The 14,250-nt window shown below is 57.6% G+C and carries 6 protein-coding genes and 4 pseudogenes; 6 read left to right on the forward strand and 4 right to left on the reverse strand.

The annotated features are described in order from the left end of the window. Positions 1-4: 4 nt before the first annotated feature. The gene (locus LPA46_RS17070; protein WP_230893554.1) at positions 5-1,654 is read right to left on the reverse strand and encodes a COG1361 S-layer family protein; all 1,650 of its coding nucleotides are present in this window, start codon (positions 1,652-1,654) and stop codon (positions 5-7) included. Between the two features lie 421 nt (positions 1,655-2,075). Here LPA46_RS17070 and LPA46_RS17075 point away from each other — a divergent pair, with 421 nt between their 5' ends. Next, entirely contained in the window at positions 2,076-3,806 is a 1,731-nt protein-coding gene (locus LPA46_RS17075; protein WP_230893555.1) for a DUF7282 domain-containing protein, read from the forward strand. Positions 3,807-4,927: 1,121 nt separating this feature from the next. Here the strand turns inward: LPA46_RS17075 and LPA46_RS19045 are convergent. After that, positions 4,928-7,138: a PGF-CTERM sorting domain-containing protein gene (locus LPA46_RS19045; RefSeq protein ID WP_230893556.1), complete on the reverse strand. Its 2,211-nt coding sequence runs from the start codon at positions 7,136-7,138 to the stop codon at positions 4,928-4,930. Positions 7,139-7,573: 435 nt separating this feature from the next. Then, positions 7,574-7,711 (reverse strand): annotated as a pseudogene (locus LPA46_RS19295) (surface glycoprotein); the annotation flags it as partial. Between the two features lie 606 nt (positions 7,712-8,317). Between LPA46_RS19295 and LPA46_RS19300 the strand changes: the two are divergent. The 5 genes and pseudogenes from LPA46_RS19300 to LPA46_RS17100 all read left to right on the forward strand — a co-directional run. Beyond that, positions 8,318-8,827 carry a CARDB domain-containing protein gene (locus tag LPA46_RS19300; RefSeq protein ID WP_442908271.1) on the forward strand — a complete coding sequence of 170 codons (510 nt, stop codon included), beginning with the start codon at positions 8,318-8,320 and terminating at the stop codon, positions 8,825-8,827. Beyond that, on the forward strand, positions 8,757-9,383 hold the full coding sequence (locus LPA46_RS17085; RefSeq protein ID WP_230893557.1) for a hypothetical protein: 627 nt from the start codon (positions 8,757-8,759) through the stop codon (positions 9,381-9,383). The genes LPA46_RS19300 and LPA46_RS17085 overlap by 71 nt, the downstream gene beginning before the upstream one ends. Further along, positions 9,380-9,685: pseudogene (locus LPA46_RS17090) on the forward strand (ATP-binding cassette domain-containing protein); the annotation flags it as partial. The gene LPA46_RS17085 and the pseudogene LPA46_RS17090, both read left to right, overlap by 4 nt. Positions 9,686-9,922: 237 nt before the next feature. Beyond that, a pseudogene (locus LPA46_RS17095) lies at positions 9,923-11,139 on the forward strand (RNA-guided endonuclease InsQ/TnpB family protein). Between the two features lie 81 nt (positions 11,140-11,220). Continuing rightward, positions 11,221-11,682 (forward strand): annotated as a pseudogene (locus LPA46_RS17100) (ABC transporter permease); the annotation flags it as partial. Between the two features lie 81 nt (positions 11,683-11,763). On the opposite strand, the gene LPA46_RS17105 reads toward LPA46_RS17100, so the two are convergent. Beyond that, the gene (locus LPA46_RS17105) at positions 11,764-14,100 is read right to left on the reverse strand and encodes a hypothetical protein (RefSeq protein ID WP_230893560.1); all 2,337 of its coding nucleotides are present in this window, start codon (positions 14,098-14,100) and stop codon (positions 11,764-11,766) included. Positions 14,101-14,250: the final 150 nt, after the last annotated feature.

Consider the following 14,250-nt stretch of genomic DNA (forward strand, 5'->3'; position numbering starts at 1 on the left):
CGGATTATCGCCGCCGGTAGATGAGTCCAGCCCCAATCAGCACGATGACAACGACGACTCCGATGACCGTCGTGGGGAGGCCGCCCTCTGCGGCCGGTGTGAGGTTCACCGGTACTTGATAGGTGTCAGAGAGCACGGTGTCACCGGCCGGTTCCTCGTACTGGAAGTCGAGCTCCAGTGGCCGCGGTTGCGCGACCGCGCCACCGGCAACGCTGACCTCGAAGACGATCGTCGTGGACTCGCCCGGTTCCAGACTGGGGACAAACGCTTCATCCGAACTCGCCGAGAGAGGGTCATCAACGAACGCCTTCGCGTTGATATTCCGTAGCGTCGCGTCGCCATTATTTGTGAGTCGGAGCTCAAGCGTGCCGCTGGACCCAACCTGCAGCGACGTATTTATACCAGTGACATCGAACACGTCGCGCTGTTCAGCAATCTGAATGCGCGTGTTCAGTGTGTTACTCTGTTGGTCGTTCCCGTTGCGATCCTCGTAAGAGACGGTGTAAGCGAACTGATATGGCCCAGCGTCAGCGCTATCGGTGACCGTAACAGGGAACCGAATCGTCTCCCCGGCGCCAGCTTTGAGGTCGCCGAGCGCGAACTCCGTTCGCTGCGGCTCGATACCTGTTGCCGGCGCCTGTAAGGTTATCACAGCATCGTTGGCGGGGTTCGGCCCGCGGTTAGTGAGCGTCGCAGTAACGTTCCCTTCAGTACCGACACGCAGCCCACTAATCACATCCCCGAGGGCGAATCGTTGTTCGGCTTTGACTTCCCCGCCGACTGTAATCGGGTCTGAGGTGCCCGAAATCCCATTCGGGGTTTCGTACTCGACGGTTGCTTGAATCGGATACTGGCCGGCAGTTGAACTGTCCGTTGCGGTCACGCGAACGGACGCCGTATGGGTTTCACCGGGTGCCAGCGATGGGATGAACACGCTTGCCTCCGACCGTGGCTGCGTCGACCCGAACTGCATGCTGGGGCTCTGGGAGGTGAGGTGGACGGCGATGTCATGCGCCCGCTGGCTGCCGTTGTTCGTGACGGAGAAGTTGTAGAAATCGCTGCCCCCGGCAGTGAGTTGGTCTGTCGCCGTCGGTGACAATGAGAACTGGGGACTCTTCTCGACGACGAGTTTGACGTCGAGCGTCGTTGTTCGCGTCCCATCGACGTACTCGATGTTCGAGTACCCTGACTGGGTCTGGTCGTAATTCACGTACTGGGTGTACGAGTACGTCACGCGGACCGGAACCGTATAGGTGCCTGGCTCAAGCGTCTTGCCGGTCTTGATGTCGAACGCTGCTTGTTGGACGCCACCGTCTTGGAGCGCGCCAAGCGTTACCGTCCCAGTTTTGACGTCGATTGGCGCGTCAATCCGTGAGTCATCAATCGAAACTTGGACGTTCCGCGCGGTACTCACGCGGTCAACGAACTGCGCGGGGCCGGACTGTCTGACCTGGCCAGTGTTTGAGAGAGTGACGGCAATACTTGTTTGTTCACTTGCCTGGATGTGGTTGTCCTGGACTGACGCGGTAATGTTGGGACTGCCAATGACTTGTTCGGATTGTGCTGCAACCGGCATCACTGGCACCACGAGCGAGGCGACCAGCAACAGCGGCATGAGGAGGGCGAGGGACGACCGTGTGGGGAGGCTACCCATCTATGCAGCCTCCATACGCGTCGGCGTGTCGTTCTCGAGGTGTTGTTTCAACCCCGTTCGAGGTGGTGAACGTAACTGAGCCATCTGCTGGCAGAGTACTGCGTGAGCATTCAAGTAGATTTCGAACGAACGTTCGGTCGGGAAGTTCTGAACCCCAAAATCCACTGCGCATGTGTCCTCAACGGGAATGGGGGGAAGCGCGAATCGTGACGATGGACGCTGCTATTCTTCAGACCGAATCAGCGACTCACAAGCCGTGTATTGTCAGGCGCGGAAATTTCATCGCCGATAATCGCCCACGAGGATTAATATGGTTCGGCGGCAAACTCCGTCACTACTTGCGACCTCCATGACTGCCACTCGTCTCACAGCCCCCATCGTCGTACTCATTCTGTTGATAGCGACGGCACCACTGACGAGTGTGATAGGCGCCGCCGAAGCAACGCAACAAGCATCCGCATCCGTCGGCGACCACAAGGTGATTCGCGGGAACGCGGTTGCGATTCCAGTGAGTCACTCTGCTACGGCAACACTCACGATCGGTGACGCAAACCGGGGGTTCGAGGTGGAGGTTCCGCTTGATGGCGGGGGAACCACAACGGTCGAATTTAACACGTACCAGACAACGTCGTCGAACCCGAATGCGTTTCTCTCCGTGGGTGGGGCATCTCTCACGGCGCCCTCGAGCGGCTCCCTCGATAAGGTTCTGTCTCCCGGCCAGTATACGCTCACAGTGACTATCGATGGGGCCGTCAAAGACGTGGGCTCGCTTACGGTGCTCCCCCGCCATCAGACAACCAGTCAGATGGCGCGGCTGCCAAGCACCATGAATATCGAAGACGAACAAGCGGTGCCCACTCCTGAGGTTTACAATCAGCTCACGACCGGCAACGACGTTGTCCGAGGGGAATATGCCGCGCTAATGATCCAAAACAGCGGGCTCGGCGGCGCCTTCGGTGACAATCCCACACCGACCTCTATTACGAGCGAGGGGATTCACCTCCGAGTGAAAGAGCTCAGCCCTGAGCCGAACACGGACGCAAACGTCGCCACCGTCGAGAACTTGCTGATTCGAGACCAGATGGGCGTGAAAGGCAGCACGGACGGGCGCCATAACCGGTTTCTCGTCATCTGGGACACCAGTGAGATCGAGATGTCCGGGTTCCGAAAGTACACGTATGAACTCCAGGTAGTCCTCGACGGCGACGAAAGCCCCCTCGTCGCATCCGACGAGACCGTCGCCTCAGGGCGAATCAACCTCAAGCAGCCGATGATCCAAATGCAGGCCAACCCCGGGTTCACACTGCTCCCCTGGAACGACTCCAAGATCATGATCTCCGGCCAGACGAACTTCGCCCCGGGCACGGAGCTCTCGGTGGCCGCGCTCCAGGAGACACCTCATCCGCACCTCTGGGAACAAACTGTTCTGGCCGACGAAGACGGCTCCTTCTCGGTCACCTTCCAGTTCCCGAGAATCCATCAGGCGGGCGACCTGCCGGGCGTTCAACCCGATGAATACCCGGCTGCCGAGCGACCCAGCGAAATCCCAGGCGATTATCGAGCAGGCGAGTTCCCGGGCGCCCACCGCCCCGGCGAACTCCCGCTCTGGATTCAAGGCTATCGAGAGTGGACTGACTACTCGATCCGCCTCCCGAAGACGAATGCCGGTCTCAAGCTCCCCGATCAGACAGCGACAAACGACACCGTCACAGTCACCGACGTAACACTGTCTGGGGATGGCTTCGTCCGGTTAACGGCGAATGAGACAACGATTGGTACATCCCGGCTGCTCGCTAGCGGCGTCTACGACAGCGTCGATATCTCATTGAATACCACTATCGACCAGCCGACGACTGTGCGTGCTACCGCCATCAAAGACGCCAATGGCAACGAGGCCTTCGATACTAACGACTCCGTCTATACGGCAGCGGGGTCACCAGTCAGCGATACCGCCCTCATTCAGCAGCCAGCAGAACCAACAACGACGACACAGCCCACGACGACTGCGATGCCAACAATCCCTGTCCAGGAGTCCGAACCGCTTGCGCCCGTCGAGAACAACGCCTCCAGTGGATTTGCCCCACTGTCACCTATCACGACAATCCTCGCGGCAGCGATCGCCGTACTTCTCGCAGTTCGACTGAAGGAGTAACGCGGAGTTTTTTCCTCTCCGAACGATCAACATGGAGGGGAGCGGCACGTTCGTTTCACTATCCACGTTCGGTGCCCTACCTGGGACGTTCCAGAGTGCCGAGTACCGTTGGCAGTGAAGATGGCTGCCTTCTCTTCAGGGCAGCCAGCGCCACTTCTCCTGGTTCCTACAGTGCCCGATACTGTCGGTCACCGCAGTGACGTTGTGGCTCGATACACGCTCTTCTACGGCCAGTCATCGTTCGACTTGGTCGGTAGATCAAACAGTCCCATACCGTTGTATTCCGCCGAGGTCCACAGATATCCGTTCCTGATAGGTGGGCCAATACCCTCACCCAGTCTATGCTATTTGGTCACAATACACAAGGTTGCCGCCCTCGAAGTCTCTAGCAAGGTGTGCTAGATGGTTACAACACATGGGGGCAGTGGGGGGAAACAACCACGTGCAACCACGCGTTCAGCGAAGACAGCCGGCGTTGTTGAACACTACTGCTGCAGTCTCGCCGGCTTACTCGTGACCATTGGTGTTTGTCTCCTGCTCTACCCCGAACTCGTTGTCGCTACTCTCCCCTTCGCGATGCTCTCAACGACGAGCCTCGTGTTCCTCCTCTTTGGGACCTGGGCAGCCAGTTGGCTCGCATTCGAGCTCATCTGGGAGTGGGCCAGTGGTCGACACGCTGCTCGTGACTAACGCGGCCACACCGAGGCCCTGGCTGTTTCCTACGTGAGTCACTCAGAAATTCGTCGCCCACGTCGACGGCGCATATGTCGACGACATTGTGAACGTCAACAACGACGAGAGTAACGCGTCGCATCAGTGATGGTGGCTTTCGGCGCATCGGGTATCTCTAAAGATAGCTACCGTATCTCAGGGTGTTCCAATTTCGCCGAGAATTATATCGAAAACATGGATGTGACGCACTTAACCACGCGACCGGAGCAACGCGCTGAACTCAATAATGTCCTACGAAAGAGCGTCTGGGCATTCCCTAGTCGCGACCAAGCGTGGTCCTGCGTACTTGAACGGCGCACAGCGCTGCTGCTATCGGATTGTGGGCGCGAAAGAAAGTGCGGGTAGGGGATTTGGGGTGACCGCCTTACGGGCGGTCAGGTCGTGTTACGTTAATTCTGGCGGAGTGCCAGCAGGGCAGCGCCGAGCACGGCGATGAGCGCGATGCCCATGCCGAAGCCGGGGATGCCGCCGCCGGACTCGCCCGAGGGTTCCGTCGTCTCAGGAGCCGCGGTGGTCGACGGAGCTTCCGTAGTCGACGGAGCTTCCGTAGTCGATGGGGCTTCCGTAGTCGACGGGGCTTCCGTCGTCTGCGGAGCCTGCGTGGTCTCCTGCATCGGCTCGACGACCGTGATCGACTGCGTTGCGGTCGCCTCGTCACCCTCAACACTGAGAGTGTACGAGCCGAGCTCAACCTGCGTCAGGTCAAGCTGTGCGGTCCACGTACCGTTTGCGTGGACTTCGGCTTCCGTGCTGATGACGGACTGACCAGAGTTGTCAGTGACGTCGACGAAGAACGTCGTGTCCGGCTGACGGTTGGTCGTGCCCGAGAGCTGGACAACTTCCTGTTCAAGGTCGCCCGACTGATCGATCGAGATCTGGGCTTCCTGAACGTTGAGTGTGGTGTTCACGAGGACGTCGTCAGCACCAGCACCCGTGTATGCGTCACGGATGATTTCAAGCGCCTGCTGCTTGGTACCGCGCGGGGTCACAGCTGTCGTCCCATTATCGAAGGAACCGTCGCGGCCGGCACCAACAACGATGAACTCGTGCTGACCGTTCGATTCGAAGTCACCAGACTGGAAGGTAGCCTCGTACGTGTTATCGTCTTCGATCGTCGGGGTGGCGTACTCAACGTTGCCACGCGGACCAACGCCGTAAACACGCACATCGTCGACAGTACTACTGTCTTGGCCGATTGCGCTACCGGAGAGGGTAACCTCGTCAGAGACACCATCACCGGTTGCGAGGTAACCACGCTCGAAGGCCGCAGTTAGGTTACCTTCGCCAGTCCGAATCGTCGTGGAAGCGGTCGTATAGTCGCCCCATGCAGACTGGTCAATCTGACCGAGTTCGCCGCTGGGAGTCGGCGGAGAAGCGGCAACACCGATGCGGTAGGAGCCGGGGATTTCGAGCGCGTTACCGTCGTCGTCCGCGATGAGTTCAAGCTCAAAGGTCCCATCGCTTTCGACGTCAGTGAGGTTCTCGCCGCCGCTCTGTGCGTGAATCGGATACCACGTCTCGTCAAGCTTCACGTAGGCACCGACTTCGTCGACCTCGGGCGCGCTGCCGTTGATCGTGAACTGGCCGCGGACAGCGACCGAGTCCGGAACGCTGCCAATCGAGATGGACTGCTCGTTGATACGGAGATCAACGGAGTCATCCTGAGAGGCTGTGACGTTCGGAGCAACTTCGATCGTTGCCGTCGCGTCGCTCTCAAGGGCTTGCGTCTTGATGCGGACCTGGGCCTGGCCATCGTCGCCAAGGCTCAGGTTCGCGTAGATGCTCGACTCACTGCCGTTGTAGTCACGGAATTCGACGTCGCCAGTGTTGGCGAAGACTGCTTCTGCGTCTGCTTTGTTGGGACTGGTGCTGTTCGCGAGTGCGTCCTTATCGATACTCACGTCAACCGTCTCACCGGGCGTACCGAGGACGGTTGCGACGACGTTCTGGCCCTTGGTGACTTCCGTCTGGTCGAGGCTGATCGACGTTTCGGCGTCACCGATAGTGAACGAGACCGTGTGCGAGGGGCTGAGTTCGTCGCCCGCGACAGTCACGTTGTACTGCTCGTTGTCGAGGTCAGCAGTATTAATTGTGAAGTTACCGGCGGAGGCGCCAGTGTAGTACCAGCTACCGTCAGTATTGCTGATGTTACTGAGGCCTGTGCTGAGGACGGAGTTGGTAACGTCGAGACCGGCGCTGTCGGTCACGGTGACTTCGAGCTTGTCTGCGCTGTCGAAGTTGAACTCCGGCTGCACGGTAACGTTGCTGTCCTGGGAGACGCGGGCGTTTGTGATGTCCGCGCCGTCCGTGTTGGCAGTTCCCTGATAGAGGGTGACGTCACCGATGTTGGCGTTGACGACGGAGACTTCAACGTCGGTGTCGTCGCCGTCAATACTGTAGCCGCCAGTCTGGAAGTTCGACGACGAGGTGAAGTCAACCTGCGTCGCGTCGGTAGCGGTGACGACGGAGCCGTCAGCATTACCGGCAGTTCCGACGAAATTCTGGCTGCCCGTGCCAGCGACACGCTGCATATTAACGTCTTCCTCACCCATGAAGACAGTCACGGGTGTGTTGAAGACGTCCGTGTGGTTCCGGGTCACACCAGCGTTAAGCTCGTTATTCGCCTCCACAATGTCGACACTGAATTGGGCAGTATCGAAGGATGTCCCTTCGCTTGTGCCCTCGTAGGATAGTTGGCCGTTAACATTCGTGTTCCCACTGACGATCGGGTTGGTGACGTCGTTGACGGTGACGTTAATCCAGTCACCGACGTCAAGATTCCCTGCCGAGTCTGAAAGCTCGATCGAGAGCGCTCCGTTCTCGACAACTACCTGATCGATCGGGTGGGGAGCTTCGTCAGTAGTATTGACAGTGACGTCAGAGGCGGTGACAGAACCGTATCCTGCCCCGTCAACGTCAAATGTCAAATACTGAAGACTATCACTTGTATCCGCCGTTGCATTAACTTGGTAAGTCGCCTGAGTGTTTTCCGTGGCGGGATCCACGGATGCACTCACGTTACTTGCCGCGGCGACGCTTCCTGTAAAGGCGATGCCGGCTGCGAATACGCTGCCGATCATCAGCGCAGTCAGGAAGACCGCGCGGAGTTTATTTGTTGTATCTGTCATTGTTGCGTTTGCATGCTCGCTGATTTGCCAGGTCTCCCAGCCCATCCGTCATGGGTCGGATACTGTGACACCCTCAGCGCGGCGAGAGGGGCTTGGGTAGGGGTAATCAATTATTGACCCTCTCCCCATATATGCCTTGTGTGTAGAGACACCTGAAATCGGCCGTAGCAGCCTCCATGGCACAAATTAACAATATGTTTGGGATGATGAACCGGCCCACCAGATAGACTGCTATATCCAGTATTTGTTCGTACGAGTCTTCTTTCCGGCCAATCTGAGAGGGCTATATTTTTGCCGGGGGTGTACGCTCTGATATGGCTTATCGACGCGCTTGCCTTATCCTCTGTCTGCTCGTATAACCTCACCAACCCTGCCGAATATTCTTCGTAGATTCTCTGCCAGAGAACGCGCTTAGCTTATTTTATGTCTGACTGGGATATGCGGCACTAGGACCTCCAGAACGTCAAGAGCATACATGTATGAGAACTCCTCCTCTCCCATGACCGCCATATAATGTACGTGAATACTCGGTCTCTCACTGCGGCTGTATCGATACTCGTTGTTGTCTTGTCGGCTGTCGCTTCATCAGTGGCGGCCGCACAACCGACAACGAATCAGAGCCTCTCGCCGCCATCGGGGCTGAACGTCTCGATGACAGTCGGTACGATTGCGGTGTCACCGGAGAATCCAACGACGAACTCACAAGTTACAATCACCCCGACGATCCGGAACGCTGAGAGCGCTACAGATAGCGCCCAAATTACGGAAGTAAGTGTGAACGGCCCATCAATGCTCGAAAGCACGGACAATATTGGGCGTCTCGGCCCAGGAAGCACAGTCGAGCTCCCATTCTCGACGGTCTTTGAGGAAGCTGGCCAACATCGGCTTACGGTGTACGTGCGGGGGACTGACGAAGTTGGTGATTCGTTTGTTGTAGAGAAACCGGCCTACGTGACGGTCGAGCAGCGCTCAATCGATGTTGGTGTGACCGCATCTGCCCAGTCGATGAACGGCTCGACAGGGATTTCGGCGACAGTCACACAATACGGATCGGTTGCAATTGAGTCCGGACAAGTGCAAATTGTCAGGGATGACCGCGTTCTCACGCGCACGCCAATCACGAGATATTGTTGGTGGGGAATCACAGTCAGTAACCTTTGACGGCAGCGACATTCCAGCGGGCGAACTCACGATTCGGGCACAGTACACCGTTGAGGGAGAGTCCCAGGCTCGAACCGCGAGTACGACACTCCAGTACGCGCCGCAGGACGCTGCGGAGATGGCGTTAACCGGTATTGAGACGATGAATCGCGGCGGCACGTACACGATCAGCGGGGATGTGTCAAACCTTGGTGGGGCGAACGCGAATGCAGTCCTCGTGGATGTGGCCGCCAGTGAGTCACTCTCCTCAAATGGCGGCTACTTCGTCGGGACAGTCGAGCGAAGTGGGTTCGCGACGTTCGGTCTTACGGTGGAATCGTCTGCATCCGTCGATCAGATTCCTGTTCGCGTGAACTACTCCGTGAATGGCGAGCAGTTCTCCGAAATCACGAAAGTTGAGGTGAGTAACACCACCGCGGCTTCTGGGCCACTTGCTTCCGGGCTGGACGCCCAGCAGCGGCCCAGCGGCCCGCCAGGTGGGAGCGGTGGCGGATTACCAGTGACAAAGATTGGGATCGGCGTTGGGGTTATGGTCTATCGTTGGCGCAATCCGTGAGCGTGATTGAATTGGACGGCGTGGTGAGGCGCTATGAGAGTGGTACGGAGACGATTGAGGCGCTGAAAGGCGTTGACTTTCACGCGGAGCGCGGCGAGATGGTCACGGTGATCGGTCCATCTGGGTCAGGCAAGAGTACGATGCTGAATATGATTGGGTTGCTTGACTCCCCGACCGAGGGAGCGGTGTTCCTTGATGGGGAAGACGTCACGCATTTCAGCGAGGACGAACACACTGAGAAGCGACGCTCTGAACTGGGCTTCGTGTTCCAAGCGTTCCATTTGTTGCCGATGTTGACGGCGGGGGGTTTGGTGAGCTCATATTGCCGCTGTCGGCGCTGTCCGACCAGCAATATTATTACTCAGTGACGGTCGTCGCTGCCGATGGTGACGCAGTGACACAGATTGCTGCCAACCTAGAGGCCTACTTCAAACTAGGTAGTGAGGCGGATTTTCCGCCGTACCGTGGGCGGGGAGGAAGCCGACATCCGCTGCCACAAACCACTAACTACTAAGTGGCACATTTATCCATTGAAACCTATGGCGGATGACTACCTGAGACGCACCGCAATCACCCGCCCTATCCTCACCGACGAGCAGAAGCAACTGCTCGATACCATCATCAACGAGTGGCAAGCCGCCTGCAACATCAGCAGCCAAATCGGATGGCGAACGGGTGAAACGCGGAAAACGTTCCTCCAAGACCTCGCCTACGACACAGTACTGGAGAAGACGCGTCTCGGGAGCCAACACGCAATCCTCGCCACCCACCAAGCCGCAGCCGCACTCTCCGGCATCGACGAACTCGAAGAATTAGACGAGGAGTACAAGACCTCGCGTCCGGAGTTCTCCGCTGAGACAGTGAAATACGACACGCGGACGATGACCCTATTCGACGACGAAACAGTCTCACTCTCCACAGTTGACGGCCGGATTCGGTGCGACCTCGCGTTACCCGACGACGAAGACGGCTACCAATACCAGTACCTCAACAACGAGGACTGGGAGGTCACCGAATCCACGCTTTCCCGGCGTGATGGCGACTACTACTTGCATCTCGGCTTTCACAAACAGAAGCCTGAGAAACAGGTCGAACGACAGGGCGACGACGAGGACAGGACAGTTCTCGGCGTTGACCTTGGGATCGTCAACATCGCCACCACCTCAACAGCGTTCTTCGCGTCCGGTCGGGAACTCCGCCACCGTCATCGGGAGTTCGAGCGGATTCGCGGCAATCTCCAACAGACCGGCACGCAGTCCGCGCACCGCACGATTCAGCAGATGAGCGGCAGGGAGTCCCGATACGTTCGAGATGTCCTTCACCAGGTCGCTAATGACATCCTTGAGGAAGCGTTGGAACAGGACTGCGAGTACATCGCATTCGAGAACCTGCGCCATATACGGGAACGTGCGCCGCCGGTCAAGGAGTTCACCAGTGGGCACATCGCCAGCTCGTCGACCTCGTGGAGTACAAGGCTGACGCGGAAGGCATCTGTGTAGAGTACGTCGATCCGGAGAACACGAGTCGTCGGTGCCCGGAGTGTGGCCACACAAGTAAAGGGAATCGCGTCAGGCAGGCGGAGTTCAAGTGCGAGTCGTGTGATGCAACGGCAAATGCGGACTATGTTGGAGCGAAAAACGTTGGATGGCGGTACGTCCGTCGTGGCCTACAGTCGTCGCGGCGGACGGGCGACAGTCAACTCGCCCTCAAGTCAGGAGTAGTGACGCCGAACCGGGGATTCGTCCCGTCCGACTAACCACATTCGGCAGAGGCCGAGTTCACTGACAAGCCCCGCGCCACCGTCGCGGGGCCGTTGACTCAGGATGGCCGGAACAAGGAAGAGATATTGAGCATCTCCAGTTACGGCAATATTTAAGAGAACATCAACTCGTTCATGAACACACTCGAACTGGCATTACTCGGGATTGGCTCAATTTCGCTGTTTGTTGCGAGTGTTGCGATTCTGAACGTGATGTTGATGAGTACGATCGAACGCCGTGGCGAGATTGGCGTTCTTCGTGCGGTTGGAATCCGCCGCGGTGAGGTCCTCCGGATGATTCTCACTGAAGCCGCCTTCCTCGGCATAGTCGGTGGCATCGTCGGTGCACTCGGTTCACTTGCTGTTGGTTTCGCGCTGTTCAGCGTCCTCACGGATAATGCCTGGTTAGTCTTGGAGTGGCAGAGCTCCCGCTATCTCGCCTATGGGATGGCTTTCGCAATCGGCGCCAGCGTCCTGAGTGGTCTTTACCCCGCCTGGAAAGCGGCCAACGAATCACCCGTCGAAGCCCTCCGTGGGTAGTCCATCCACCTCTCATTGTTTGAGCTGCCACCTTTGACTCAAACGTTTAATTAGCCTGAACCGTCTTCGGCGTGATCGTCCCTACTGTTCGTGGCTTCGTCTGGCTGCCAGGAGAATGGCTACAATGAATGCGAAGACTGTCGTGCTGGCGGGGATGCCGAATAGCTCGCCAAACGGCATCTCAACGTTGTGCGACGGCCGCCGGACACTCCCCGAGTTCGATGTCGTGGCGTTCTTTGCGGTGGTTGTTGGTTTCGACGTCGTTCGTATCCCAGGATTTGCCGGCTCAGGATTGTTCGTCGTTGCTGGGCCGGATGGCTGTTCTGTTGCCTGTGGGCTCTCTGTTGTCGGCGTTGGTGTTGCCGGTGGCGCCGTCGTTGTCGGAACCGGGTTTACCGAACCACCAGACGCGCCTCCACCCGACGATCCGCCACCAGCAGGCGCGTCCGTCGGTGCTTCGGTTGTACTCTCGTTTGCTTCGATCCACGCCGTATCTGTAAGGTCTTCATCGTGGGTCTGGTCGTCGGTTGCCGTCGCGTCTGTGAGCGTCACGTCGTAGCTCCCAGTCGTGTTCGCATCATAGCCTCCAGTGTACGTGTACGTCGGGTTGGAGTCGTTCGTTGAGAACGCACCGACGGTGAGTGTGTCGTTTTCCGCGCCCGCAATTTCAACCTTCACACCAACCAGCATATGTGTTGTATCGAATGAAATGTTGAGGTCGCCGTTTCGCGCGGTTGCCGTGAGGTTTGTGACGTCGAACGGGTCACCGAGCGTCGCATTCGCGGTGAGATTCGGTGTGACAACATCGCCGTCTGTGGATTTTGCGCGTTCAAATGTTCCGTTGTACGTGCCGATTTCGGTGGTCTCGTACGTTGTGTTGTAGGCGTAGCCGTCGGTAGTCTTGGTCTCCGTGAAGTTTCCGTAGTCAAGCGTCGTATTCGTTGGTCCGTCGATGGAGACTGTGGTTTCGCGCAGTTGTTCGCTTGCGTTGAAAGCGACATGGATCCCATCTGTCTCGTTCGTCAGCGTGAAGTTCCACACGTCGAGGGGCTCGTCTGTGATTGCCGAGTCGGTGAGGTTTTCGTCGTCAACCTGGCCATCGTCAGACGTCGCCTGCGTGAGCGTGACGTTGTACGCGCCCGCTGTACTCGCGTTGTACGTGCCCGTGTACACGTACGGAGAATCAGAACTAGACGTCGAGAAATTATTGAGGTCAAGAGTGTCGTTTTCGGCGCCGGCAATATCGACGGAAACCCCTGAGAGCCGGTCGGTGGCGTTAAACGAGATATTGATGTCGAAGCCGTTTGCCGTCGCATTCAGGTCGGTGACGTTGAACCGCGTGTCGATGGTCGCCGTATCCGTATGCTCGCGGGTTGCGGTGTCGCCGTCGGTGGCGGTCGCTGAGTTGAGGGTGGCCGTGTAATTGCCGTCCATACTCGGGCGGTAATCGCCAGTATAGGTGTAGCGGCCGTTAGTAGTGTTCTCGGTAAAATCAGTCAAGTTGAGCGATTCACTATCGGGGCCGTCGATCGTAACATCCAGCGAACTGAGGTCGCTACTTGAGTTAAACGATGCCTGTAACGTGCCCGAGTCATTCACGAGGGTGAAGTTTGAGAGCACAAGGGGGGCGTCCTGGACCCAGGCGACGCCCGCCTCGGCGTCTGCCGTTCCACTCACAGCATCAATCGGCCCGGTCGATTTGTCGAGCGTTACGTAGTACGGTTTGTCGTTCTGGCTCGAATTCAAGAACAGGACTTCCAAGTTCGAACCGTTCACCCAATCGACCGCTGCGACCGGTGATTTCGCTGCACTACCATCCTGCATGAGCTTTTCCGGGCTGCCACTCCCATCCACAAGCGCCACGTTACTACTACCCGTCACAATCGGAATGCGAGCGGTTCCGTCACCATCGAGATCACGTGGCGCACCAATCCCATGCCCGCTACTGCTGCCAACCCCATTCGAGTAGAAGCTATTTTCGACACCTGACGTGTTGTAATACCCGATATTCGAGCCATCAGTGTAGACGACTTCCGGCGTTCCATCACCAGTGACGTCCCCAACGCCAGCGACAGCTTTCGTCGAGGTGTCCGCACCATCCAGTATTCTGGTTGTGTTGTCTACGATGTTGGCGGCCTTCAGCACGCCGTCCGGCGTGGAGTAGTAGACGCTGTCTTCGCCGTCTTCGTCGTGATCACCGATTGCAACCTTCGCTTTCGATTTGTCAGCGTCCGTTGCCAACGTTATCATCTCGCCAGTCTTATCCACGGTCTTCAGGTGATTATTGCTCGTCACGTATGGAATTTCGACGTATCCGTCATCATCGACGTCCTTCCCAGCGCCGATTGCGTTAGCGTTGACACCGAGATTGATCTCATTTCCAGCCTTCGTGACGAGCGTTAGATTCTCCCCGTCCACGTACGCGAACGTTACTGTTGAGTTATAGTAACCGGTAGAACTTTTTACTCAGAGACAGTTGCAGTAGCTAGTGAATCATCTCGACGAGATCTCCGTCGAGGAATTGCAAGACGCTCTCGACAACGTGGACGGAAAGAAGCCGACACAACG

It is taken from the genome of Halobacterium sp. KA-6, assembly GCF_021029015.1.
Taxonomy (GTDB): Archaea; Halobacteriota; Halobacteria; order Halobacteriales; family Halobacteriaceae; genus Halobacterium.